We start from the raw sequence: 22721 nt of genomic DNA, 5'->3' as shown, positions 1-22721 counted from the left end.
CGCTATTCGATGACGCGCCGGGCCAGCCCGTTGGCGCTGTCGATCAACACGCACCGGTAATGATCGTAGTGGGCCGTGGCGTCGGCCCGCGGGGCGACGATGCACAGGGTCGCGATGCAGATGCCCTGTTTGTCCCGCACGGGTGCGGCGAAGCAATGGGTGAAGGTGTCGGCGATGCTGTCGAAGGAAAAGAAGCCGTCGTCGTGGGCCTTGCGGATCTCGGCCAGAAACGTCTCGACCGGCAGGCGCATGCCGTCCGGGAGGATGAAGTCCTCGTCGTCGATCAGGTCGATGATCGCCTGATCCGTGAGGTGCCCGAGCAGCAGGCGTCCCGACGCGGTCCACGGGATCGGCGCGTCCTCCCCGATGTCGGACGAAATACGAAAATGCCGCGCGCCCTCCTTCATCAGCGCGACGGTGTATTTGCGACCGTTGAGCAGGCACATCTGCGCGGTTTCCCGGGTCTGCTCGACGATTTCACCCAGGCTGACCTCGGCCTCGCGGGTGAAATCGAAATGGCGCAGATGCGCCTGCCCGAGGAAATACAACTGCCGCCCCAGGTACACGTGGCCGTCCTTGCCGACGGTCTCGAGGATCCTTCGTTCCAGCAGCGAACTGACCAACTCGTACACCGTCGATTTCGGGCTGCCGATGCCGCTGGCGATCTCGTTGGGCCGCATCGGCGTGCCGGTTTCCTTGAGGAAATCGAGAATATCGAACGCTCGGTCTAAACCACGGGCCCGGCGTTTGATGTCTTCGGTCATAAGAGCAACTCCAAGCTAAACGGCGCGGATGCAAAAGCGCCTTCAGCCTTTAAAAATGGGGTAGGCAATTGAGCTGCAAGCTTCAAGAGGCAAGTGTTGCATCAGCGCGATCCCGACTTGCAGCTTGCAGCTTGCAGCTTGCCCCTGCTCCCTACTTCTTCTTGTAGGCAATGCAATCGATCTCGACCTTGCAGTCGACCATCATGCTGGCCTGCACGCAGGCGCGGGCCGGGGCGTGTTCCGGGGAGAAGTACTCGCCGAAGACCTTATTGAAGCTCCAGAAATCACGCGGGTCTTCCAGCCACACGCCGACACGCACCACGTCTTCCAGGCCGTAACCGGCCTCGGTCAGGATCGCCACCAGGTTCTGCAGGGTCTTGTGGGTCTGCTCGACGATCCCGCCGTTGATGATCTCACCGTTTTCGGCCGGCACCTGCCCCGACACATGCAGCCAGCCATCGGCTTCAACGGCGCGGGCGAAAGGACGTGGCTGGCCGCCACCCGCGGTACTGCCGGCACCGTAACGAGTAATGCTCATGAAAATCTCCTTTGAGTGAGCGTCTTAAAAACGAATGTTCTTGAGGAATTCAGCCAGACGCGCTGACTTGGGTTGTTCGAATAATGCCTTGGGTGGGCCCTGCTCTTCGATGCGGCCCTGATTCATGAACACGATCTGATCGGACACCTCGTAGGCGAAGCGCATCTCGTGGGTCACCAGCAGCATGGTCATGCCCTCTTCCGCCAGGCCCTTGATCACGCTGAGCACCTCACCGACCAACTCCGGGTCCAGGGCTGAGGTGACTTCATCGAACAGCATCAGGCTCGGGTTCATCGCAATGGCCCGGGCAATCGCCACGCGCTGCTGCTGACCGCCGGAGAGCTGGCCGGGAAAGTGATTGCGCCGCTCCAGCAGGCCAACGCGGTCCAGCCACTTTTCGGCCAGGGCGATGGCTTGGTCCTTGGGCAGCTTCTTCACTTTGAGCAAGCCGAGGGTGACGTTCTGCAGCGCGGTCAGGTGCGGAAACAGGTTGAACTGCTGAAACGCCATCCCGGTCATCGCGCGGTGCCGGGCGATGAGCTTTTCCGGGTGGCGCACGCGCTTGCCACTGACGTCGCTGTAGCCGATGTCCTGACCTTCGAGACGAATGTGCCCGCCCTGAAACTCTTCCAGCAGATTGACGCAACGCAGCAGCGTGGTTTTGCCCGAGCCGCTGGAGCCGATCAGCGTGACCACGTTGCCCTTGTTCATTTTCAGGTCAACGCCCTTGAGCACTTCAACCGGGCCATAGGATTTGTGCAGCCCTTCGATGCTCAACAGAGCCGGGGCGGCAGGTGCAGTTTGAGTCTGTGTCATGGCAAGGCCACCCGTTTTTCGATTTGCCGCCCAAGAAGCTCGATGGCGTAGTTGATGACGAAGAAGAGAAAGCCGGCGAACAGGTAAAACTCAAGGGTCATGAAATTGCGCGCGATGACCTGCTGGGTGCTGAGCAACAGCTCGGCCACGCCGATCACCGAGAGCAGGGTCGAGGCCTTGACGATCTCCGTCGACGAATTGACCCAAGTCGGCAAGATCTGCCGCAATGCCTGGGGCAGCAACACATAGCTGAGGGACTGGGGGAACGTCAGGCCGATGGCCTTGCCGGCTTCCAGCTGCCCGCGCGGGATGGCCTGCAGGGCACCGCGCACGATCTCGGCGACGTGGGAGCCGCAAAACAGCGTCAACCCCAGCGCACCGGCCTGAAACGCGCCGATCTGCCAGCCCAACGCCCGCGCCATGTAAAAGCAGGCCAGCACCAGCACAAACACGGGCGTGCCGCGAATCAGATCCACGTAGGCGCGAAACGGCAGGCGCGCCCACCATTTGCCGTAGGTCAGGATCAGCCCGGCAAATACGCCGATCACCGTCCCGAACACGATCGCCAGGCCCGCGCACTGCACGCTAGTGAGAAACCCGGCCCACAGCGTCTCCCGCGCGACCCACAATTCATGCAACCAACTGGGTTGTTCGTACATGGTCCGGGCCTCCTAGCGGCGAATCGCCAATCGCTGCTCGAGGTAACGCAGCAGCATGGCAATGAGGTAACAGGCGGCGACGTACAGCGCCGTGGTCACCAGCCAGGTTTCAATCACCCGGTAGCTCTCGACGTTGATCTTGCGCGCGTAATAGGTCAGTTCCGGCACCGCGATGGCAGCGGCCAGCGACGTGTCCTTGAACAGCGAAATGAAGTTGTTCGACAGCGCCGGCAGCACGTTGCGCAACATCACCGGGACGACGATGTACGCGCGCACCTGCCATTCGCCGAGGCCGATCGCCAGCCCCGCTTCGCGCTGGCCCTTGTGGATGCTCAGCAGGCCAGCGCGGAACACTTCGGTCAGATACGCCCCGGCATACAGCGACAGGGTGACGATGAACGACGGGATCTTGTCCAGACGAATGCCCAGGCTGGGCATGGCAAAGTAAATCAACAGGATCAGCACCAGAATCGGCGTGTTGCGCACCACGGTCACGTAAATCGACGCGACGATCCGCAGGGCGCGGTAGCGGGACAGCATCGCGAATGCTGCCAGCATGCCGATGACGCAACCGATGGCGATGGAAATCAGGGCCAGTTCCAGGCCGAGCCCCAGCCCCGCCAGCAGACTGGGGAAATCCCGCCAGACCGCTGCAAAATTCAGCTGATAATTCATGGTCAGCAGTACCTGGGGCGGGACGGCATCACGGCCGTCCCCGCCCCCTTCAGTGGGCGACGCGAGCGGCGTGGGTTATTTGTATTCCATCGGGAAACCGATCGCCGGGGTCGGCAGGTCCACGCCGAACCACTTCTTGAACGACTCGGCGTACATCGGGAATTCAACGCCGGTCATGGCTTCATGCAGGGCGGTATTGACGAAGTTCAGCCAGTCCTGATCGCCACGTTTGACGGCGCACGCGTAGGTTTGCGGGCTCCAGGCGAATGCGGGCGAACGATAGCGACCGGGGTTCTGCACCATCAGGTATTTCACCGACGACTGATCGGTGGCCGCCGCATCGGCGCGACCGGAGTTGATGGCCTGGTACATCAGGTCGACGCTGTCGTACTGGTCGACCTTCGCCTTGGGCAGCGCCTGATGCACCAGCTCTTCGGCGTAGACGTTCTGCAGCACGGCAACGGTGACGCCATCACCCGCGCCTTTCAGGTCGTCGATTTCCTTGTACTTGCTGTTGGTCGGCAGCAGCAGCGCCACGCCTTCGCGGTAATAAGGCAGCGTGAACGCCACCTGCTGGGCGCGGCTGGCAGTCACCGTGATGAACTGGCAGCTCATGTCGACTTTGTCCGTCAGCAGGTTCGGGATTCGCGCGTCGGAGGACTGCACGACAAACTCGACCTTGCTCGGATCATTAAACAAGCCCTTGGCGACGATGCGCGCGATGTCGATATCAAAACCCTGCAACTTGCCGTCCGCACCCTGAAAGTGCCAAGGGGCATTGGTGCTCCCGGTACCCACGATGAGATGGCCGCGCTGCAGGACGTTGTCCAGCTTGCTGTCGGCGGCATAGGCCGTCGTTGCCAACGTTGCTGCCGTTATCAGGGCCAATGCACAAGCTTTCAAAGAAAGGGATCCGCGCCGCATGAGAGAAACTCCGCCGGTTGTATTTATTCCGCTATAGCGGAACCTTGTTTGCCACAACGGAATAGACAGCAGAAAGTGTGCCACAGAGTCAGGCGGTAAAAGAAGCGGCGAGAATCACCGGTGTTTTCAATCACATGGGTTGAAATCCAGGTGCGTGCAGGTCGAAACGCCACGCGGGCTGACCAGACTCCGCGCTACGGATCACCCCACACAGTGCGCACAGGGCCCCATCGGCGTGCACTCCGCGCCAATAACGCGCATCACGGTTCGCGTGCCAAGACCGTTCATCGCGCCAAGGGCACGATCCGCCCGCCAAAGAACCCAATCAGCGCGTTGGTTAAGTAGTGGCATTTTGGTTCATGTTGGCACCCCGCCCATCAGGCTGAACAGGACACCGTCTGGCTGGTTATCCCGACACACCCCTCAATCGAGCTATGGTTTTCTTAATACCGGCCGATTCAGGAGGATGAAGGGAACATTGGCACCGTTACTGCTTCAAACGTCTTTATGAAGCTTTTATGACAGCCGCGTGAATACCCAGGGACGGCGGCACTTTTACGGGTTGTACGGTGGAGGAACCCCAATGAAACAGCGAGCCACAGTCATCTGCCGCAGGGACAACCAGATCCTTTACGTGCGCAAATCCAACGCCCGGTGGAACCTTCCCGGCGGCAAGGTCGAAGCCGATGAATCGCCTGCGCAGGCCGCTGCGCGCGAATTACGTGAAGAGACCGGTCTGATCCTGGAAGACCTGGCGTACATCACTCGCTATGAGGGCGGTGCCGTGTTGCATCACGTGTTCGAAGTGTCGGTGACGATGATCGCCACCCCTGCCCCCCACAACGAAATTGCCGACTGCAAGTGGTTCACCAGCAAAGAGCTGGGCGACCAGAAAGTCAGCCCAGCGGCGAAGTCCATCGTGAAGGCTTTTCTGACCAACGCCATTTATTAAGTGTTGTTGAGAGGCGTTCACAGGTTTTTCACATCGGGGGCGATACTCTTCACTTGCTCCTCCAAGACTGACTTTAAGCCCGCACCCCCCATCGCGGGCTTTTTCTTGCCCAAAATTCCTCCCGCCCCCCTCCTTTTCTCCCTGCCTGATCTATAAACATTCTGACGACCGGGCTTAATTTCGGCATCCGAACGCCGACAGTTAAGTGAGCATATCCAAGGAGCGGCAGATGTTTAATTCCAAAATCAAAAAGCAAATGTCCACTCTGAGCTCGGAGCTGGTCGCGCTGAAAAATTTTCACGACGCCCTCATGCAGCAAATGCTGTCGCTGACCGTGGATGCCGACCTGCGCATCACGGACGCAAACAGCAAATTCTGCGCAGCCATCGGTTACTCCCATGACGAGCTGGTTGGCCAGCCCATGGCGGCGTTCATTCCGACCTACGTCGCAACCATGCCGTGCTTCCGCGACTTCAAATTAGCGGCCGTCAACGGCACTGCGGTCACTGACGACTACCGCTTCATCAGCAAAGGCGGTTCGCTGATCTGGATTCACGCCACGTGGTCGCCGCTGAAGGATGATCAGGGCCGTGTGGCCGCCCTCAAATGTCTGGCCACCAACGTCACCGCCGAAGTCAACAAGGCCCGGGAAAACGAGTCGTTCATCAACGCCCTGCTGCGCTCGACAGCGGTCATCGAATTCGACCTCGGCGGTCACGTGCTGAAGGCTAACCAGTCCTTCCTCCAGGAAATGGGCTACAGCCAGGATCAGATTCTCGGCAAGCACCACAGCCTGTTCTGTGACCCGAAATTCGCCGCCACCGAAGACTACAAAGCGTTCTGGAAACGCCTGAACAACGGCGACTTCGTGGCCGACCGGTTCAAACGCATCAACAGCCGTGGCGAGGACGTGTGGCTGGAAGCGACCTACAACCCGGTCCACGACACCCAGGGCAAGCTTTACAAGGTGGTGAAATTCGCCACTGTCATTACCGATCAGGTACGTCGCGAAGCCGAAATCAGCGTCGCGGCCGGCACGGCCTTCGAGATCTCCCAGCGCACCGACGTCTCGGCGCAGCGCGGGGCAGCGGTGATCAACAACACCGTGGAAACCATGAACGGCATCGCCGACCAGATGCTCTCTGCCTCCCATGGCATGGAAGCGCTGGGCAAGCAGTCGTTGCTGATCAGCACCATCGTGCAAACCATCGGCGGCATCGCCCAACAGACCAACTTGCTCGCCCTCAACGCCGCCATCGAAGCCGCCCGTGCCGGCGAACAGGGCCGGGGGTTCGCCGTGGTGGCCGATGAAGTGCGTCAGCTGGCCGGACGCACCAGCACGGCGACCGAAGAGATTGTCGCGGTGGTGCAGCAGAACCAGAAACTGGTGGATGATGTGGTCAAGGACATGGGCAGCACCCGCGCCCAGGCGGAGCAAGGCCTGTCGCTGGCCAACCAGGCCGGCAGCGTGATCGTTGAGATCCAGGAAGGCGCGCGTCAGGTGGTGGGTGCCGTCCAGCGGTTCAACCACCAGCTCTGACAGCGGCCGCACCCGCCTTTAACTCGGGGTCCCCCATGACAAATGGTCGCAGCGCGCCGAGCGGGAGATACGCTTGCCCTACAAAATGCTAATCTGCGCCACATATGTGGCCCCATCCGGGTATGCCACCCCACGTTGACATGGAGCCGACAATGGCTTTGGATTCCCTGCTCTGCCCGGATTTGCTGACCATCGCAGAGCGTTCGGCGATCGCCGAGGTTGAAGCGACGACGAATATCCTCAGGCTCGTGACGCGGCTCACCGGCATGCGCTTTGCCGGTATTGCCAAGTTCACCGACTCCGAGTGGGTCGCCTGCGCGGTTTATGACGAGATTCACATCGGCATCCAGGAAGGCGAAGTGCTGGAGCTGGAAACCACGCTGTGCAACGAACTGATCGCAAACCCGAAAGCGCTGATCATCCCCAGCATCAGCCAGAGCGAGCGCTATGCGGGTCGCCCGGTGGTCAAGCAATACGCCATCGAGAGCTACATCGGCGTGCCGATCAGCCTGCCCGACGGCCAGCTGTTCGGCGCCTTGTGCCTGCTCGATTCCAAAGCCAGCACCTTCGAAAGCCCGGACCTCGTCGAAACCCTGGGCCTGTTCTCCCGGCTGATCGGCTGCATCGTGTTCTCGCATTACTCCACGGTGAACAAGGTCAGGACGCAGGTCGAGCACGCTTAAGCATGTAAGTGGTTTTTGACGATCCCCGACGCCGGTCAACAGGAGCGGAATTGGCGCTAGGTCCACTCCAGCGCTGTTGAACGTTCAACGTTCACTCCGGTTGCGCGAGCATCGCCATGCGCCCAATTTAAGTCATTGCAAGCAGTACCTATTTAGGTACACTGCGCCGATGAACGACATTCCGCTGATACTACAAGTACGTTTTTTCTGCACGGATGCGGGCAACGAGCCGGTTCGTGCATGGCTTTCCGAGTTACCGCGCGAAGATCGCAAATCCGTCGGGACAGATATCAAAACCGTTCAGATCGGCTGGCCCATCGGCATGCCAGTGGTTCGCAAAATGGGTAATGATCTTTGGGAAGTCAGAACCCACATGAAAGACACCATCGCCCGAGTGCTCTTCACCGTTGAAGGGAGCACCATGGTATTGCTCCACGGATTCATAAAGAAAAGCGACAAAACTCCTGCGTCTGACTTGGACACTGCCAAGAAACGCAAAGCAGCACTAAAGAGGACAAGGTGATGAACCAGCATATCGGTTCTGATTTCGACGATTTCCTTGCAGAGCAAGGTCTTGTGGAAGAGGTGTCTGCCGCCGCCCTGAAGCGTGTCATCGCTTGGCAGATAGCAGAAACCATGAAACTTCAGCGCGTGACGAAGACCGTACTTGCCGAGCGTATGCACACCAGCCGAACAGCCGTAGATCGTGCGCTGGATCAGGACGACCCAGGCATGACACTCGCCACGCTTGCCAGCGCCGCTCGGGCGCTTGGTCAGAGGGTGGAGGTCAGGTTAGTTCCAGAAACAACGATTGAGAGAGCCTAGCTGTCGCATAACGCTCACCGGCGAGCGGCGGTAGGTGGATAACCAAGACGGTGTTACACTGCCGCGCCTTGAATTCGCATGCGCCGCTTGAGCCTTTCACGGGGTCGCGGCGCGCGCCCCAGACCTGTGCGTCTTCCGGCGCACAGCAAGCGTGGTCGATGCAGGTCGGTCACCCGCTGAACCCGTATCGGACGCTGCTCCCGTTCACCCATCTTCATCAGGTCATGTCGCCGTCATCGGTGACGTGCAGGCTGCTGGTTGGATCACGAGCAATCGCCACCAGGCGTCGAAGGCCATCGCCAATCAGCCCCTTGTAAACAATCCAGGATAAGCAATTGATTTCCACAGCTAACATCACCATGCAGTTTGGCGCCAAGCCGCTGTTCGAGAACGTTTCGGTCAAATTCGGCGGTGGCAACCGCTATGGCCTCATCGGCGCCAATGGCTGTGGCAAGTCCACCTTCATGAAGATCCTCGGCGGCGATCTGGAGCCGTCCGGCGGCCAGGTGATGCTCGAGCCGAACGTGCGCCTGGGTAAATTGCGTCAGGACCAGTTCGCCTACGAAGACTTCTCTGTCATCGACACCGTGATCATGGGTCACGAAGAGCTGTGGAAGGTCAAGGCCGAGCGCGATCGCATCTATTCGCTGCCGGAAATGACCGAAGAAGACGGCATGGCCGTGGCCGAGCTGGAAACCGAATTTGCTGAAATGGACGGCTACACCGCCGAATCCCGCGCCGGCGAGCTGTTGCTCGGTCTGGGCATCGGCATCGAGCAGCACTTCGGCCCGATGAGCGAGGTCTCCCCTGGCTGGAAACTGCGCGTATTGCTGGCCCAGGCGCTGTTCTCCGACCCTGAAGTGCTGTTGCTCGACGAACCAACCAACCACCTGGACATCAACACGATTCGCTGGCTGGAAAACATCCTGACCCAGCGCTCCAGCCTGATGATCATCATTTCTCACGACCGTCACTTCCTCAACAGCGTGTGCACCCACATGGCTGACCTGGATTACGGCGAGCTGCGTCTGTTCCCGGGCAACTACGACGAGTACATGACCGTGGCGACCCAGTCCCGCGAGCAGTTGCTGTCGGACAACGCCAAGAAGAAAGCCCAGATTTCCGAGCTGCAGTCGTTCGTCAGCCGCTTCTCGGCCAACGCCTCGAAAGCCAAGCAGGCCACCTCCCGTGCCAAGGCGATCGACAAGATCCAGCTGGCCGAGGTCAAGCCTTCGAGTCGCGTCAGCCCGTTCATCCGCTTTGATCAGAACAAGAAGCTGCACCGTCAGGCGGTCATCATTGACCAAATGGCCAAAGGCTTCGACGGCAAGCCACTGTTCAAGAACTTCAGCTTCCAGGTTGAAGCCGGCGAACGCGTTGCGATCATCGGCCCGAACGGGATCGGTAAAACCACCCTGCTGCGCACCTTGGTCAATGAACTGACCCCGGATGCCGGCACGATCAAGTGGACCGATGCGGCAGAGCTGGGTTACTACGCCCAGGACCACGCCCACGACTTCGAAGACGATGTCACCCTCTTCGACTGGATGGGCCAATGGACTCAAGGTGAACAAGTCATTCGTGGCACCCTGGGCCGGATGCTGTTCTCCAACGACGAGATCCTCAAGTCGGTCAAGGTGATCTCCGGTGGTGAGCAAGGCCGCATGCTGTTCGGCAAACTGATCCTGCAGAAGCCGAACGTGCTGATCATGGACGAGCCGACCAACCACCTGGACATGGAGTCGATCGAGGCGCTGAACCTGGCGCTGGAGAACTACCCGGGCACGCTGATCTTCGTCAGCCACGACCGCGAGTTCGTGTCGTCCCTGGCCACCCGCATCATCGAGTTGAGTCCAAGTGGCGTGACCGACTTCAGCGGCACCTACGACGATTACCTGCGCAGCCAGGGCGTCGCGTTCTGATCAGGGCAATCCGCTGACAGAGTGAAGCTGACACCAAGGAGCCCCGTCCACCGTGACGGGGCTTTTTTGTGACAGTGGGACCGGCGTTGGCCGGGAGGACGCCAAGCCAGGCGCCGCCAATCCTGCGGTGTGACCTCCGACGCGTTCCCGGCTAAAGCCGGTCCTACGAAGGCAAATGCGAACACTCGTAGGACCGGCTTTAGCCGGGAACGGGCAAGTCCGGCCGCCGTCTGACCCCGGATAAAAACCGTTAGCCAGCTTTCATTTCCCGACCCCACGGGCGATGATGCGGCACTCCCACCGCTCCAGCGAAGAGTCCCCATGTCTGCCGCCCAGCCGCCTGTTTCGCCTGTCAACACGCCTGCCAGCGACGCCAGTTCGATGGCGATCACCCTGCAAATCATCTCCATCGTCGTCTACACCTTCATTGCCTTCCTGTGCATCGGTCTGCCCATCGCGGTGATGCCCGGTTACGTGCACAACCAGCTGGGTTTCAGCGCGGTGGTCGCGGGGCTGGTGATCGGTGCGCAGTACCTGGCGACGCTGTTGAGTCGCCCGGTGGCCGGGCGTATCTGCGACACCATCGGCACCAAGCGCGCCATCGTTTACGGGCTGTCCGGCATCGCGTTGAGCGGCGTGCTGACCCTGGCGGCGATCCTCCTGGAGCGTTTCGCAGACGTCAGCCTGACAATCCTGATCATCGCCCGCCTGTTTCTCGGCGCGTCCCAGGGCTTGATCGGCGTGGGCACCATCAGCTGGTGCATCGGCCAGGTCGGTTCGGAGCACACCGCCCGCTCGATTTCCTGGAATGGCATTGCGTCATACGGCGCCATCGCCATTGGCGCTCCCCTTGGCGTGGTGATGGTAGGCGCGCTGGGCTTTGCCAGCCTGGGGTTGGTGCTGTTCGTCCTGGCGGCCGGGGCGTTGCTGTTGATCCGCAACAAAACGGCGATCCCGGTGGTGCGCGGCGAGCGCCTGCCGTTCTTCTCGGTGTTCGGCCGGGTGGCGCCGTTTGGCCTGAGCCTGACCCTGTCCTCCATCGGCTACGGCACGCTGACGACGTTCATCACGTTGTTTTACGTGGCCCGTGGCTGGGAAGGCGCGGCCTGGTGCCTGACGGTGTTCGGCATCTGTTTCATCGTCGCGCGTTTGCTGTTCATCAACGCGATCAACCGCTTTGGCGGCTTTCGCTCGGCGATCGTCTGTATCACCGTGGAAACCCTGGGTCTGTTGCTGCTCTGGCTGGCACCCGACACCACCTTCGCCCTGATCGGCGCAGGGCTGACCGGTTTTGGTCTGTCGCTGGTCTATCCCGCGCTGGGCGTCGAAGCCATCAAGCAGGTGCCCAACAGCAGTCGCGGTGCCGGGCTCAGCGCTTACGCGGTGTTCTTCGACCTGGCGCTGGCCATTGCCGGACCGCTGATGGGTGCCGTGGCGCTGGGCATGGGCTATAGCTGGATTTTCTTCTTTGCGGCGTTGTTGTCGGTGGCGGCATTGACACTGGCAGTGGTGCTGTCACGCAGGGCGCCGATCGATACGCGGGTGTAGAGGACGCGCGGTATAAAGGCTTCCCGGCTAAAGCCGGTCCTACAGAGGGAAGCAGCCGGCGATCATGCCACAAAATGGCTGTTGAAATCCCCCGGCTAGAGCCGGTCCCACCTAAAAGCTGAACTGCCGCCTCGCGCCCCGGTCGGAATAGCACATCCCCCGAACAGGAGTGAGGGCGTGACCCACGACCCCTCTGGCTCGAACGCTACCCCTCCGGACCCGGCCACGTTGCGCGAAGTCCACAAACTGCGCGTGCTGACCGTGAACACCCACAAGGGCTTCACTGCACTGAACCGGCGTTTCATCCTGCCGGAATTGCGTGAGGCCGTGCGCAGCACCGGTGCCGATCTGGTGTTTCTCCAGGAAGTCCTCGGCGGCCATGACCGCCATGCCGCCAAGTACGAAGACTGGCCCGACACGCCGCACTACGAATTTCTCGCCGACAGCATGTGGACGGACTTCGCCTATGGCCGCAACGCGGTCTACCCCGACGGTCATCACGGCAACGCGCTGCTGTCCAAATACCCGATTCTGCATTACCGCAATCTGGACATTTCCATCACCGGGCCGGAGCGCCGCGGCCTCTTGCATTGCGTGCTGCAGGTGCCGGGGCATGCGGAAGTCCATGCGATTTGTGTGCACCTCAGCCTGTTGGAGAGCCATCGGCAATTGCAGCTGAACCTGCTCTGCGACCTGCTCGACTCCCTGCCCGAGGACGCCCCGGTGGTCATCGCCGGCGATTTCAACGACTGGCAGCTGCAGGGCAACAAGCGCCTGCAGCGCTGCGGCTACCTCCACGAAGCCTTCGAGCGCAGTCAGGGGCGGTTGGCGAAAACGTACCCCGCGCGCTTTCCGATCCTGCGCCTTGACCGTATCTATTTGCGCAACGCCACCAGCCACCACCCGAAAATCCTCGGCACGCGGCCGTGGACGCATTTGTCCGATCACCTGCCGCTGGCGGTCGAAGTGCATCTGTAATGAGCTACGCCGTCATTTATCCGGATCAATCAGGGGAACCGTGGCGTCGCGATCAAACTGGGAGCCCGGGTCTTCGTTACCCGGATCCATATCGGCATCGAGTTCCGTTTCCGGCTCATCGGGCTGATGCCCAGGGTGCGGTGCAAGCGGCGCAGCATCGGGGGAGTGAGATTGCATGGCAGTTTCCTCGTTTCGGTAGGTTTGCTGAAGACTCTATTCAATGCGTGGAGCTTAGCAGGCGCCTCAGGTGCAACAAGACCGGTCGACACTATCAAGAACACCTATGGCAATCAGCAGTCAGTAAACAAGCCTCGCCGCTTTCGTCGCGCTGTTCCTTATCGGGCGAAGACGGCGTCATGAGCCGCGCATCCAGACACGCCTCACCGCACAGGAAAAAATCCCCATGAGTCTGCACGACAAGATCATCGGCCGCCTCGGCTTTGGCTCCGCGCCCTTGGGCAATATGTTTCGGACCATTGACGAAGACGAAGCGGCAGCCACCGTCCAATCCGCCTGGGACCAGGGCATCCGCTATTTCGACACCGCACCCATCTACGGCGCCGGCCTGTCCGAGCAGCGGGTGGGCAAGGCACTGGCGGGCATCCCCCGCGACCAATACACCTTGAGCACCAAAGTCGGCCGGCTGATTTCCGATGAGATCGACACCGAAACGCGCAGTGGTCCGTTCGCCGAAGGCCTGAAAAACAAGATTGTCACCGACTACTCCGCCGACGCCACGTTGCGTTCCATTGAAGCGAGCCTGATACGGCTGAACACTGACCGACTGGATATCGTGTTTGTCCACGACGTCGCTCAGGACGCCCATGGCGATGCCTGGATCGAGCATTTCAACATCGCTCGCACCGGCGCTTTCCGCGCCCTCACCCGCCTGCGCGAAGAAGGCGTGATCAAGGCCTGGGGCCTGGGCGTCAACCGCGTCGAGCCGTGCGAACTGACCCTGGACCTGGAAGAAGCCCAGCCCGATGGCTTTCTGCTCGCCGGTCGTTATTCCCTGCTCGACCATGACCAGCCGCTGCAACGGCTGTTCGACAAGGCCCGCCAGCACAACGCCGAGTTCGTCGTCGGCGGGCCTTACAGCTCCGGCGTGCTGGTGGGCGGCAAGCATTTCGAATACCAGGAAGCGTCCCAGGCGATGCTCGACAAAGTGGCGCACATCCAGGAAATCGCTCGGCAGTATCAGGTCGACATCAAGTCCGCAGCGCTGCAGTTCGTTCTCGCCAACCCCCTGGTGGCGGCGGTGATTCCGGGCGCGAGCCGGCCGTCGCGGATCATCGAAGACGTTACTGCGCTCAACGCACAGGTGCCGGATGGTTTCTGGCAAGCCATGCGCGATCAGGGCTTCATTGCCCTGCAGGCGCCAGTCCCCGGCAAAGACTGATATCGTGCCCAATGACGCCGGGCCAGACGCCCGGCTTTGTTCCCTGCGCGAGATCTGTCCATGCGAATTCTGATCGTCAACGTCAACACCACTGAATCCATGACCGAGACCATCGCCGAGCAGGCCCGCAGCGTGGCCTCGCCCGGCACCGAGATCATTGGTCTGACCCCACGCTTCGGCGCCGAGTCGGTGGAAGGCAATTTTGAAAGTTACCTGGCGGCCATCGCAGTGATGGACCGGGTCATGTCCTACGAAGGGCCTTATGACGCGGTGATTCAGGCCGGTTATGGCGAGCATGGCCGCGAAGGTTTGCAGGAGCTGCTCGACGTGCCGGTGGTCGACATCACCGAAGCGGCGGCCAGCCTGGCGATGCTGCTGGGGCATAAATACGCGGTGGTCACCACGCTGGACCGCACCGTGCCGCTGATCGAAGACCGCCTGAAGCTGGCAGGGGTGTACGAGCGCTGCGCCTCGGTGCGGGCCAGCGGCATGAGCGTGCTGGAGCTGGAGGAATCGCCGGAGCGTGCGGTCGAGGCCATCGTCGAGCAGGCCATCGAAGCGGTGAACCGGGACAAGGCCGAGGTGATCTGCCTGGGCTGTGGCGGCATGGCCGGGCTGGATCAACTCATCCGCGAACGCGCGGGCGTGCCGGTGGTCGATGGCGTTACCGCAGCGGTGGCGCTGGCGGAATCGCTGGTGCGTCTGGGGTTGAAGACTTCGAAAGTGCGGACCTACGCCACGCCACGGCCGAAGAAGATCATCGGTTGGCCGTTTAAGCTCTAAGCCGGTGGTGTTGAGCTCACGCCGATGGCGCTGCAAACACATACCTTGTGGGAGCGAGCTTGCTCGCGAAGACGGCATTCCAGCCGCTGAACATTTAGCGAAAGGTCGGGCCTCTTCGCGAGCAAGCTCACTCCTACAGGTATTAGCCTCTGGCGCACCACCACTGCATTCGCCTCCACCCGCCGAATCGTTTAGTATCCCCGCCGCCGGTTTCCACTCGGAATTAATAGGGAATCCCGGGCGCGTCATCGCGCTTAAACGGAACTGTCCCCGCAACTGTAGGCGCCGAGCCCTGCTTCCTGTTTGCCACTGGGTCACCCCGGGAAGGCCGAAGCATGGCAATGAAGCGCCAGTCAGGAGACCTGCCGGCCAGCATATTCATTCACCGGCGGGGTGTCCGGGGAAGGACTCCCGTTCGTGCGTCGTTTCGCGCACGCTGTGCGCGCCCCCACTTTCAGGGCGCCTGCCGGGATGGACTTTCCAGCGCCTGCTTCGCCAAGCAATCAGGCTTTCTGGAGATCGCTGTTCATGCCGCTGCGCCGCCTCGCCGCCCTGTTCGTCACGCTGACCTTGCCCACCGCCGCGCTCGCGGCGTCGACGGCCTACCCCTTGACCGTGGACAACTGTGGCGAAGCGCTGACGTTCAACCACGCGCCGCAGAAAACCGTGACCATCGGCCAGGCCGCCACCGAAATGCTCTATGCCCTTGGCCTGGGCCCGAAGGTCGTGGGCACGTCACTGTGGTTCAACCCCGTCCTGCCCCAGTACCAAACCCTCAACGACGGCATCGAGCGCCTGGCCGACAATGCGCCGAGCTTCGAATCGGTGATCGGCAAACGCCCGGATTTCGTCCCGGTGCAGTTTGAGTGGATGGTCGGCCCACAGGGCGCGGTCGGCACCCGCGAGCAGTTTCGCGATTTAGGCATTCCCACCTACATCCTGCCCTCCGATTGCGAGGGCAAGAACAACCGGGTCGGCGCCGACGGCACGCGCCTCGAAGCCTTCCGCATCGAAACGCTGTACAAAAGCCTCGGTCAGCTGGCGCAGATCTTCGATGTGCAAGACCGTGGCGAGCACCTGATCGCGGATTATCAGGGGCGGCTGGCCAAAGCTGTGGCGCAGGCAAAAGCCCATGCCAACCCACCCGTCTCGGCGGTGTTCTGGTTTTCCAGCCCTGACATCAACGTCGATCCGTACGTGGCCGGGCGCAAGGGCATTCCCAACTTCATGCTCGACACCCTCGGCATGCGCAACGTCATCGACTCCGATGAGGAATGGCCGACCGTGGGCTGGGAAACCATCGCCAAGGCCAACCCGACCGTGCTGGTCATCGCGCGCATGGACCGCCGCCGCTTCCCGGCTGACGATCACGAGAAGAAGCTGGCCTTCCTCCGCTCTGATCCGGTCACCCGCAATATGGATGCAGTGAAAAACAATCGCATCGTGATCATGGACGCCAGCGCCATGGAGTCCAGCGTGCGGCTGTTTGACGGTATCGAACAGCTGGCCGGGGCCACTCTCGCGCCATGACGTCTGTCGGCATGCTCCGGTCGAGCGTCGTCCGCATCTTCGGGCATGGCGCCTGGGCCATCGCACTACTGGCGTTGGCGTTGGCGGTGCTCGCGGGCGTGGCGATCGGCGAGACGTCGATCAGCCTGCCGGTGATCGTTCAGGTGCTGGCGAACAAGCTGTGGGCCGCGGGTTTTCCCCTCGACCCGATCGACGAGGGCATCGTCTGGAATTACCGCCTGACCCGGGCCATCGTTGCCGCCACCTGCGGTGCAGGGCTGGCGGTGTCGGGCGTAGTTTTGCAATCGCTGCTGCGCAACCCCTTGGCCGACCCCTACTTGCTGGGCATTTCTGCCGGTGCTTCAACAGGCGCGGTCTTGGTGGCGATCATCGGCATCGGTGCCGGGACGATCTCCCTGTCCACCGGCGCCTTTGCCGGGGCGATTGCCGCCTTTGCGCTGGTCGCCCTGCTCGCCCGCTCCTCTCGGGGGCAGACCGCTGCCGGCCAGATCATCCTGGCAGGCATCGCCGGGTCCCAGCTGTTCAACGCCCTGACGTCCTTCCTGATCACCAAGTCGGCCAATGCCGAGCAGGCCCGCGGGATCATGTTCTGGCTGCTGGGCAATCTCAGCGGCGTGCGCTGGTCGTCGGTGGCGCTGTCGGTGCCGGTCGTGGTCCTCGGTTTGCTGGTGTGCCTGTGGCATCGGCGCGCGCTGGATGCGTTCACGTTTGGCAGCGATTCGGCCGCGTCCCTGGGCATTCCGGTGCGCCGGGTGCAGGCGGTGCTGATCCTCACCGCCGCACTGATGACGGCGGTGATGGTGTCGATTGTCGGCTCCATCGGCTTCGTCGGTCTGGTGATTCCCCATGCGGTGCGCCTGGTGGCGGGCGTGCGTCATGCACGGTTGCTGCCCTTGAGCGCCCTGATCGGCGCGCTGTTCATGATTGCCGCCGATGTGCTGTCGCGCACCTTGATCAAGGGTCAGGTGTTGCCGATCGGGGTCATCACGGCGCTGGTGGGCGCGCCGGTGTTTGCCATGATTCTGGTCCGTGGGAACCGTGCTAGATGAACGCCCGCCAGGAGGTGTCCGGCGCCATGCTGGAAGGCAGTGACCTGAGTTACTCGGTCAAGGGCGCGCTACTGCTCAGCGGGGTGAGCCTGGCGATTCGGCCGGGGGAAAACCTGGGGGTCGTCGGGCCGAATGGCTCGGGCAAGTCGACGCTGCTGAAGTTGCTGGCGGGGATTCAAAAGCCGTCCCAGGGCGACGTTCGCCTGGGTGGGCAGCGCTTGTCGGCGTTGAACCGGCGAGACATTGCGCGGCAGGTGGCGGTGGTGGAGCAGCATGCGCAGACGGGTGATTCGATCAGTCTGTTGCAGGCGGTTGAGCTGGGCCGTACGCCGTGGCTGTCGGCGCTGGCGCCGTGGGGTGAGGTTGATGACCGGATCGTGGCGCAGGCGTTGGCGGATGTGAGTTTGCAGCATCTGGCGCATCGGGCGTGGCATACGTTGTCGGGCGGGGAGCAGCAGCGCGGGCATATTGCGCGGGCGCTGGCGCAGCGGCCGCAGGTGTTGTTGCTGGATGAGCCGACGAATCATTTGGATATTCAGCAGCAGTTGTCGATTTTGCGGTTGGTTCAGCAGTTGCCGGTGACGACGGTGGTGGCGTTGCATGATTTGAATCAGGCGTTGGGGTGTGATCGTCTGGCCGTGATGGACGGGGGGCGTTTGGTGGCGCTGGGTTCGCCGTTTGATGTGTTGTCGCCGGAGCTGTTGAGTGACGTGTTTGGGGTGCGGGGGCATTGGTTGGTTGATCCGTTTGACGGGGCTCGTCTGCTAAGGCTGAGGGCGCCAGAATCACAAGCGTCTGCCTAGGGGCAGACTGTTTCGCCTTCGGCGAGTTACTTTTAAAAAGCACTAAAAGTAACCAAAAGTGCCTGCTCTCGGCTTGGCCCGACTTCGTCGGGTTCCCTCACTCCGACGACGCTCCGTGGGCCCGCGCCGAACGGACATCCATGTCCTGACGGCGCTCTCGCCGCATCCATGCGGCTCGGCCCACTCCGCGTCGTCTACGTTCGGCCTGCACCAAAGTCGCGATTGGCGGTGTCTGGACCTTCTGCGCAGGAAGATCAAAAGCAGATCAAAAGCAAAGCAAAAGCTTCCCGGCTGAAGGCGGTCCTACGGGCGCGTGCGGTCTGTTAGTGGGACCGGCTTTAGCCGGGAAGAGGCCGGTGACGGCAACGGAAATTTCGCTGCCCAACGCTGATCGTTCCCACGCTCTGCGTGGGGATACATCCGGCACTGGAGGATCTTCGGGTTTTTCCAAAGGGGACTTTCCAAAGGGGACTGATTTATTTACAACGCTTCACCGTAAATTAATCTGTCCCCGGTCTGTCTGTGTCTGGTCTCGCTTCCGACCCGCCCTGGTAATGACTCCCTCCAACCTCAATACCGTGGCTTCACCGCCTTCCACTCCGGTTTGTATTTCTGCATTTGCCGCACGTCGTCACGCTGGCGAATGCCGCACGTTAGATATTGGTCGTTGAGTTTGCCCAGCTGGTCGTAGTCCAGCTCCAGTCCCAACCCGGGCTCGCGGGTGAGGTGGACGCAGCCGTCGATGATGGGGAGTTTGCCGCCTTTGATGACCTCTTCGTCCGGTTCTTGCCACGGGTAGTGGGTGTCGCAGGCGAAGTCGAGGTTGGGGACGGCGGCGGCGACGTGGGTCATGGCCATGAGGCTAATGCCCAGGTGGGAGTTGGAGTGCATGGAGACGCCGAGGCCGAAGGTGTCGCACATTTTTGCCAGCGCCTGGGTGTCGCGCAGGCCGCCCCAGTAATGGTGGTCGGCGAGGACGATCTGCACGCTGTTCAGCGCGACGCTGCGGCGGAATTCGTCGAAGTCGGTGACGACCATGTTGGTCGCCAGCGGCAGGCCGGTACGTTTATGCAGTTCGGCCATGCCGTCCAGCCCGGGCGTCGGGTCTTCGTAGTATTGCAGGTCGTCGCCGAGCAGTTCGGCCATGCGGATCGAGGTGTCCAGGGACCAGTTACCGTTCGGGTCGATGCGAAGCGGATAGCCGGGAAAGGCCTTTTTCAGCGCCTTGATGCACGACACTTCGTGTTCCGGGTCCAGCGCGCCGGCTTTCAGCTTGATGCTCTTGAAGCCGTAGGCGTCGATCATCCGCCGCGCCTGGGCGACGATCTGTTCTTCACTTAGCGCTTCTCCCCAGCTGTCTGGCGCGTAGGGCGAATCGGCGTGTTGGGCGTATTTGAAGAACAGGTACGCGCTGAACAGCACGCGGTCGCGAACGGCACCGCCCAGCAGGTCAACCAGCGGCAGATTCATTGAACGTGCCTGCACATCGAGAAACGCCACTTCGAACGCCGAATAGGCATTGCTCACCGCTTTGCTGGCGTGAGAACCCGGCGCCAGCTCGGCACCCGCCATTGAAGCAGGTTTGTTAGCCGCCACCGTAGCGTTGACCACCGCCCGCAAGTGGTTGAGGTTGAACGGGTCCATGCCGATCAACTGGCTTTGCAACTGCTGTTGAATCGCCAGGGCCGGCGCATCGCCGTAGCTTTCGCCGAGGCCGAGGTAGCCGTTGTCGGTTTCGACTTCGATGATCGAGCGCAGGGCGAAGGGCTCGTGGATGCCGCTGGCGTTGAGCAACGGCGGATCGCGGAAGGCAATCGGGGTGACGGTGACGCGTGTGATTTTCAAATGACTTCTCCCGGTCAATCAGGGTTCGAGGCTAGGGTTTAAGACTGGTATGGGGGCTGAGCGCGCTGGCTGCAGGCCGTGGCGCAGCGTCTTCAAGCTTTGGGCGGTGTGGGTCGCTCTTCGGCGTGGTGCGGACGAAGAAGATCACCACGGCCGCTACCAGCGAGGTCAGCGCCAGGCCGTACATGCCGCCTTGAATAGAGCCGGTTTTCTGCTCCAGAAAGCCGAACGCGGTGGGCGCCACGAAGCCGCCGAGGTTGCCGATGGAATTGATCAGCGCGATCACGGCCGCAGCGATGCGCGCGTCCAGATAGCCTTGGGGAATGGGCCAGAACAGCGCCGACGCCGCCTTGAAACCGATGGCCGCAAAGCAGATGGCGACGAAGGCGAAGATCGGCCCGCCGACGGTGGACATGAACATCCCGCACGCGGCAATCACCAGGGTGACCGCGACCCACGCCTGTTGATGCTTGAAGCGTGCGGCCAGCGCCGCGAAGCCATACATGGCGATGATCGAGATGATCCACGGGATCGAGTTGAACAGGCCGACTTCGAAATCGCTGAGGCTGCCCATCTTCTTGATCATGCTCGGCAGCCAGAAGGTCGCGCCGTAGATGGTCAGGGCCACGGAGAAGTAGATGAAGCAAAACAGCATGATCTGCCGGTCGGCGAGCAGCTTGAAGATCGACGGCTTGACCACTTGCGCCGCCTCCCGGACGCGCTGTTCGGCGTCGATGGCACTGATCAGTGCGCCCTTCTCTTCTTCGCTCAGCCACTTGGCGTCGCGGATATGGGACTGCAGCCAGAACCAGACGAAGCCGCACAAGGCGATGGAAGCAAAGCCTTCGATGATGAACATCCACTGCCAGCCGTGCAGGTTCAGACCGCTGACGCCGAGCAACGCGCCGGACACCGGCCCGGAAATCACCGACGCAATGGCCGAGCCGCTGAGAAAGATGGCCATGGCCTTGCCGCGTTCGCTGGAAGGCAGCCATTGGGTGAAGTAATAAATGATGCCGGGAAAGAACCCCGCTTCCGCCGCGCCGAGGATGAAGCGCAACACGTAGAAACTGGTTTCGCCACGGACGAAGGCCATGGCCATTGCCGCAGCGCCCCAGGTGAACATGATGCGCGTCAGCCAGGCGCGGGCGCCGAAGCGTTGCAGGAGCATGTTCGAGGGGACTTCGAACAGCGCGTAGCCGACGAAAAACAGACCGGCGCCGAGCCCGTAGGCGGCGGCGCCGATGCCCAGGTCGGTTTCCATGTGGCTGCGTACGAAGCCGATGTTGACCCGGTCGATGTAGTTGACGATGAACATGATCACGAACAACGGCAACACATGACGCTTCACCTTCGTGGCCGCACGGGCCAGCACGGTGGAATCGGCGCTGCTGAGGGGTGCAGGGGTGGGAACGGTGCGGTTCAAGGTGCGACTCCCGGTCTTTGTATTTTTTGTGGGATAGCGTGGAATGAACCGATCATGGACCGAGGCATTGTTCCCGTCTAATCTAGATTGACTGTTGATTGATACCTGGATTAGATCAATGTTCGAGCTCGCCCAGCTGCGCTGCTTCACCACCGTTGCCACCGAACTCAACTTCCGCCGGGCGGCCGAGCGGCTGAACATGACCCAGCCGCCCCTCAGTCGGCAGATCCAGTTGCTTGAGCATTCGCTGGGGGTTCAGCTGTTCAACCGCAACACCCGCAGCGTTGCGTTGACCGCGGCGGGCCGGGCGTTTTTCATCGAAGCGCAGACGCTGCTGGAGCGGGCGCATCAGGCGGCCATCGCGGCGCGGCGCTTTGCCGAAGGCGATATTGGCTCGGTAACCATCAGTTTCGTCGGCAGCGCGGTGTACGAGTTTCTGCCACGGGTCATCGCCGAAGCGCGGCAGAACCAGCCCCACGTGAAAATCTCCCTGACTGAACTCAACACGTACCAGCAACACGAAGCCCTGCGCGCCCGGCGCATCGACCTGGGTATCGTGCGGGCGCCGCTGCTGCAGCCCGGTTACGAGACCGAATGCCTGGTCCGCGAGCCGTTCGTGCTGGCGGTGCCCAGCAGTCATCCGCTGGCGAACGCACGGAACATCAGCGTGCAGGACCTCGACGCCCAGCCCTTCCTCATGTACTCGCACTCGGCCTACCCGCCGTTTAACGAACTGCTCACCGGCATGTTTCGCTCGGCGCAAGTGGCGCCCGAGTACGTGCAGTGGCTGGGTTCGTCGCTGACCATCCTGGCGCTGGTGAACGCCGGCATGGGCCTGGCGTTGGTGCCACGCTGCGCCACCAACGTGGTGTTCAAGGGCGTGACGTTCCGCGACATCGATCTGGGTGAAGGGGTGCAGAGCGAGCTGCATCTGGTGTGGCGCTCGGACAACGACAACCCGGCGTGTCAGATGCTGCTGGAAGCGATTCGCGCCGCGGTGAAAGCCGAAGGGCGCACCGCGCAGTAGGACCGGCTAGAACGCCGACTTGTGGGACCGGCTTT

The 22721-nt window shown here is 61.6% G+C and carries 23 protein-coding genes, 1 pseudogene and 1 riboswitch; of the genes and pseudogenes, 15 read left to right on the top strand and 9 right to left on the bottom strand.

Annotated elements, in window-relative coordinates; all coding sequences use genetic code 11:
• Positions 1–2: 2 nt before the first annotated feature.
• From SLW75_RS02770 to SLW75_RS02745, 6 genes are all read right to left on the bottom strand, one after another.
• A complete protein-coding gene (locus tag SLW75_RS02770; protein ID WP_410933469.1) occupies positions 3–764 on the bottom strand; it encodes an IclR family transcriptional regulator in 762 nt (253 codons plus the stop codon).
• Between the two features lie 151 nt (positions 765–915).
• Positions 916–1302: a RidA family protein gene (locus tag SLW75_RS02765; RefSeq protein ID WP_065990419.1), complete on the bottom strand. Its 387-nt coding sequence runs from the start codon at positions 1300–1302 to the stop codon at positions 916–918.
• Between the two features lie 24 nt (positions 1303–1326).
• Positions 1327–2118 carry an amino acid ABC transporter ATP-binding protein gene (locus tag SLW75_RS02760; protein ID WP_065990418.1) on the bottom strand — a complete coding sequence of 264 codons (792 nt, stop codon included), beginning with the start codon at positions 2116–2118 and terminating at the stop codon, positions 1327–1329.
• Entirely contained in the window at positions 2115–2777 is a 663-nt protein-coding gene (locus SLW75_RS02755; protein WP_410933468.1) for an amino acid ABC transporter permease, read from the bottom strand. The genes SLW75_RS02760 and SLW75_RS02755 overlap by 4 nt, the downstream gene beginning before the upstream one ends.
• Positions 2778–2789: 12 nt before the next feature.
• Positions 2790–3452, bottom strand: a complete 663-nt coding sequence (locus SLW75_RS02750) for an amino acid ABC transporter permease (RefSeq protein WP_065990414.1) — start codon at positions 3450–3452, stop codon at positions 2790–2792.
• Positions 3453–3527: 75 nt separating this feature from the next.
• Complete coding sequence (locus tag SLW75_RS02745; RefSeq protein ID WP_410933467.1) at positions 3528–4376, bottom strand: transporter substrate-binding domain-containing protein; 849 nt, start codon at positions 4374–4376, stop codon at positions 3528–3530.
• A 583-nt stretch (positions 4377–4959) separates the two neighbouring features.
• Here SLW75_RS02745 and SLW75_RS02740 point away from each other — a divergent pair.
• The 9 genes and pseudogenes from SLW75_RS02740 (at position 4960) to SLW75_RS02700 (ending at position 12824) form a co-directional block, all read left to right on the top strand.
• The gene (locus SLW75_RS02740) at positions 4960–5328 is read left to right on the top strand and encodes an NUDIX hydrolase (protein ID WP_065990412.1); all 369 of its coding nucleotides are present in this window, start codon (positions 4960–4962) and stop codon (positions 5326–5328) included.
• 229 nt (positions 5329–5557) lie between these two features.
• Positions 5558–6334, top strand: a pseudogene (locus tag SLW75_RS02735) (PAS domain-containing protein); the annotation flags it as partial.
• A gap of 84 nt (positions 6335–6418) precedes the next feature.
• Positions 6419–6868, top strand: coding sequence for a methyl-accepting chemotaxis protein (locus SLW75_RS02730; RefSeq protein ID WP_410933797.1), 450 nt, complete (start codon positions 6419–6421; stop codon positions 6866–6868).
• 152 nt (positions 6869–7020) lie between these two features.
• Complete coding sequence (locus SLW75_RS02725; protein WP_065990408.1) at positions 7021–7551, top strand: GAF domain-containing protein; 531 nt, start codon at positions 7021–7023, stop codon at positions 7549–7551.
• Between the two features lie 169 nt (positions 7552–7720).
• A complete protein-coding gene (locus tag SLW75_RS02720) occupies positions 7721–8074 on the top strand; it encodes a type II toxin-antitoxin system RelE/ParE family toxin (RefSeq protein WP_369319030.1) in 354 nt (117 codons plus the stop codon).
• Positions 8074–8376 (top strand): Fis family transcriptional regulator, encoded by a 303-nt coding sequence (locus SLW75_RS02715; RefSeq protein WP_369319029.1) that lies wholly within the window; start codon positions 8074–8076, stop codon positions 8374–8376. The genes SLW75_RS02720 and SLW75_RS02715 overlap by 1 nt, the downstream gene beginning before the upstream one ends.
• 335 nt (positions 8377–8711) lie before the next feature.
• Positions 8712–10298: an ABC-F family ATPase gene (locus tag SLW75_RS02710; RefSeq protein WP_074883050.1), complete on the top strand. Its 1587-nt coding sequence runs from the start codon at positions 8712–8714 to the stop codon at positions 10296–10298.
• Positions 10299–10619: 321 nt separating this feature from the next.
• Positions 10620–11846, top strand: coding sequence for an MFS transporter (locus tag SLW75_RS02705; protein WP_410933466.1), 1227 nt, complete (start codon positions 10620–10622; stop codon positions 11844–11846).
• 228 nt (positions 11847–12074) lie between these two features.
• Positions 12075–12824 (top strand): endonuclease/exonuclease/phosphatase family protein, encoded by a 750-nt coding sequence (locus SLW75_RS02700; RefSeq protein ID WP_410933796.1) that lies wholly within the window; start codon positions 12075–12077, stop codon positions 12822–12824.
• Between the two features lie 12 nt (positions 12825–12836).
• On the opposite strand, the gene SLW75_RS02695 is transcribed toward SLW75_RS02700, so the two are convergent.
• Positions 12837–13001, bottom strand: a complete 165-nt coding sequence (locus tag SLW75_RS02695) for a hypothetical protein (protein ID WP_167355805.1) — start codon at positions 12999–13001, stop codon at positions 12837–12839.
• 226 nt (positions 13002–13227) lie between these two features.
• On the opposite strand from SLW75_RS02695, the gene SLW75_RS02690 reads away from it, so the two are divergent.
• The 5 genes from SLW75_RS02690 (at position 13228) to SLW75_RS02670 (ending at position 18388) form a co-directional block, all read left to right on the top strand.
• A complete protein-coding gene (locus tag SLW75_RS02690) occupies positions 13228–14223 on the top strand; it encodes an aldo/keto reductase (RefSeq protein WP_410933465.1) in 996 nt (331 codons plus the stop codon).
• A 60-nt stretch (positions 14224–14283) separates the two neighbouring features.
• On the top strand, positions 14284–15006 hold the full coding sequence (locus SLW75_RS02685) for an aspartate/glutamate racemase family protein (RefSeq protein ID WP_410933464.1): 723 nt from the start codon (positions 14284–14286) through the stop codon (positions 15004–15006).
• Between the two features lie 190 nt (positions 15007–15196).
• Positions 15197–15391, top strand: a riboswitch (cobalamin riboswitch).
• A gap of 143 nt (positions 15392–15534) precedes the next feature.
• Positions 15535–16536 (top strand): ABC transporter substrate-binding protein, encoded by a 1002-nt coding sequence (locus SLW75_RS02680; RefSeq protein ID WP_296310045.1) that lies wholly within the window; start codon positions 15535–15537, stop codon positions 16534–16536.
• Between the two features lie 11 nt (positions 16537–16547).
• On the top strand, positions 16548–17585 hold the full coding sequence (locus SLW75_RS02675) for a FecCD family ABC transporter permease (protein ID WP_410933463.1): 1038 nt from the start codon (positions 16548–16550) through the stop codon (positions 17583–17585).
• On the top strand, positions 17582–18388 hold the full coding sequence (locus SLW75_RS02670) for an ABC transporter ATP-binding protein (protein WP_410933462.1): 807 nt from the start codon (positions 17582–17584) through the stop codon (positions 18386–18388). Before SLW75_RS02675 ends, SLW75_RS02670 begins: the two co-directional genes overlap by 4 nt.
• 570 nt (positions 18389–18958) lie before the next feature.
• Here the strand turns inward: SLW75_RS02670 and SLW75_RS02665 are convergent.
• Positions 18959–20233 carry a glucarate dehydratase family protein gene (locus SLW75_RS02665; protein ID WP_410933461.1) on the bottom strand — a complete coding sequence of 425 codons (1275 nt, stop codon included), beginning with the start codon at positions 20231–20233 and terminating at the stop codon, positions 18959–18961.
• Positions 20234–20264: 31 nt separating this feature from the next.
• A complete protein-coding gene (locus SLW75_RS02660) occupies positions 20265–21608 on the bottom strand; it encodes an MFS transporter (protein WP_410933795.1) in 1344 nt (447 codons plus the stop codon).
• Positions 21609–21777: 169 nt separating this feature from the next.
• Between SLW75_RS02660 and SLW75_RS02655 the strand changes: the two genes are divergently transcribed.
• Positions 21778–22686 carry a LysR substrate-binding domain-containing protein gene (locus tag SLW75_RS02655; RefSeq protein ID WP_192136053.1) on the top strand — a complete coding sequence of 303 codons (909 nt, stop codon included), beginning with the start codon at positions 21778–21780 and terminating at the stop codon, positions 22684–22686.
• Positions 22687–22721: the final 35 nt, after the last annotated feature.

The organism is Pseudomonas sp. W5-01 (assembly GCF_046540435.1).
GTDB classification, from domain to species: Bacteria; Pseudomonadota; Gammaproteobacteria; order Pseudomonadales; family Pseudomonadaceae; genus Aquipseudomonas; species Aquipseudomonas graminis_B.
This window is presented reverse-complemented; position numbering and strand designations above follow the sequence as displayed.

Excerpts from the sequence above, each read along its gene's own strand:
- SLW75_RS02755 (WP_410933468.1), bottom strand. The coding sequence starts at position 2,777 with ATGTACGAACAACCCAGTTGGTTGCATGAATTGTGGGTCGCGCGGGAG.
- SLW75_RS02670 (WP_410933462.1), top strand. The coding sequence starts at position 17,582 with ATGAACGCCCGCCAGGAGGTGTCCGGCGCCATGCTGGAAGGCAGTGAC.
- SLW75_RS02725 (WP_065990408.1), top strand. The coding sequence starts at position 7,021 with ATGGCTTTGGATTCCCTGCTCTGCCCGGATTTGCTGACCATCGCAGAG.
- SLW75_RS02760 (WP_065990418.1), bottom strand. The coding sequence starts at position 2,118 with ATGACACAGACTCAAACTGCACCTGCCGCCCCGGCTCTGTTGAGCATC.
- SLW75_RS02750 (WP_065990414.1), bottom strand. The coding sequence starts at position 3,452 with ATGAATTATCAGCTGAATTTTGCAGCGGTCTGGCGGGATTTCCCCAGT.
- SLW75_RS02655 (WP_192136053.1), top strand. The coding sequence starts at position 21,778 with ATGTTCGAGCTCGCCCAGCTGCGCTGCTTCACCACCGTTGCCACCGAA.
- SLW75_RS02740 (WP_065990412.1), top strand. The coding sequence starts at position 4,960 with ATGAAACAGCGAGCCACAGTCATCTGCCGCAGGGACAACCAGATCCTT.
- SLW75_RS02680 (WP_296310045.1), top strand. The coding sequence starts at position 15,535 with ATGCCGCTGCGCCGCCTCGCCGCCCTGTTCGTCACGCTGACCTTGCCC.
- SLW75_RS02705 (WP_410933466.1), top strand. The coding sequence starts at position 10,620 with ATGTCTGCCGCCCAGCCGCCTGTTTCGCCTGTCAACACGCCTGCCAGC.
- SLW75_RS02745 (WP_410933467.1), bottom strand. The coding sequence starts at position 4,376 with ATGCGGCGCGGATCCCTTTCTTTGAAAGCTTGTGCATTGGCCCTGATA.
- SLW75_RS02715 (WP_369319029.1), top strand. The coding sequence starts at position 8,074 with ATGAACCAGCATATCGGTTCTGATTTCGACGATTTCCTTGCAGAGCAA.
- SLW75_RS02770 (WP_410933469.1), bottom strand. The coding sequence starts at position 764 with ATGACCGAAGACATCAAACGCCGGGCCCGTGGTTTAGACCGAGCGTTC.
- SLW75_RS02690 (WP_410933465.1), top strand. The coding sequence starts at position 13,228 with ATGAGTCTGCACGACAAGATCATCGGCCGCCTCGGCTTTGGCTCCGCG.
- SLW75_RS02720 (WP_369319030.1), top strand. The coding sequence starts at position 7,721 with ATGAACGACATTCCGCTGATACTACAAGTACGTTTTTTCTGCACGGAT.
- SLW75_RS02675 (WP_410933463.1), top strand. The coding sequence starts at position 16,548 with ATGCTCCGGTCGAGCGTCGTCCGCATCTTCGGGCATGGCGCCTGGGCC.
- SLW75_RS02685 (WP_410933464.1), top strand. The coding sequence starts at position 14,284 with ATGCGAATTCTGATCGTCAACGTCAACACCACTGAATCCATGACCGAG.
- SLW75_RS02765 (WP_065990419.1), bottom strand. The coding sequence starts at position 1,302 with ATGAGCATTACTCGTTACGGTGCCGGCAGTACCGCGGGTGGCGGCCAG.
- SLW75_RS02695 (WP_167355805.1), bottom strand. The coding sequence starts at position 13,001 with ATGCAATCTCACTCCCCCGATGCTGCGCCGCTTGCACCGCACCCTGGG.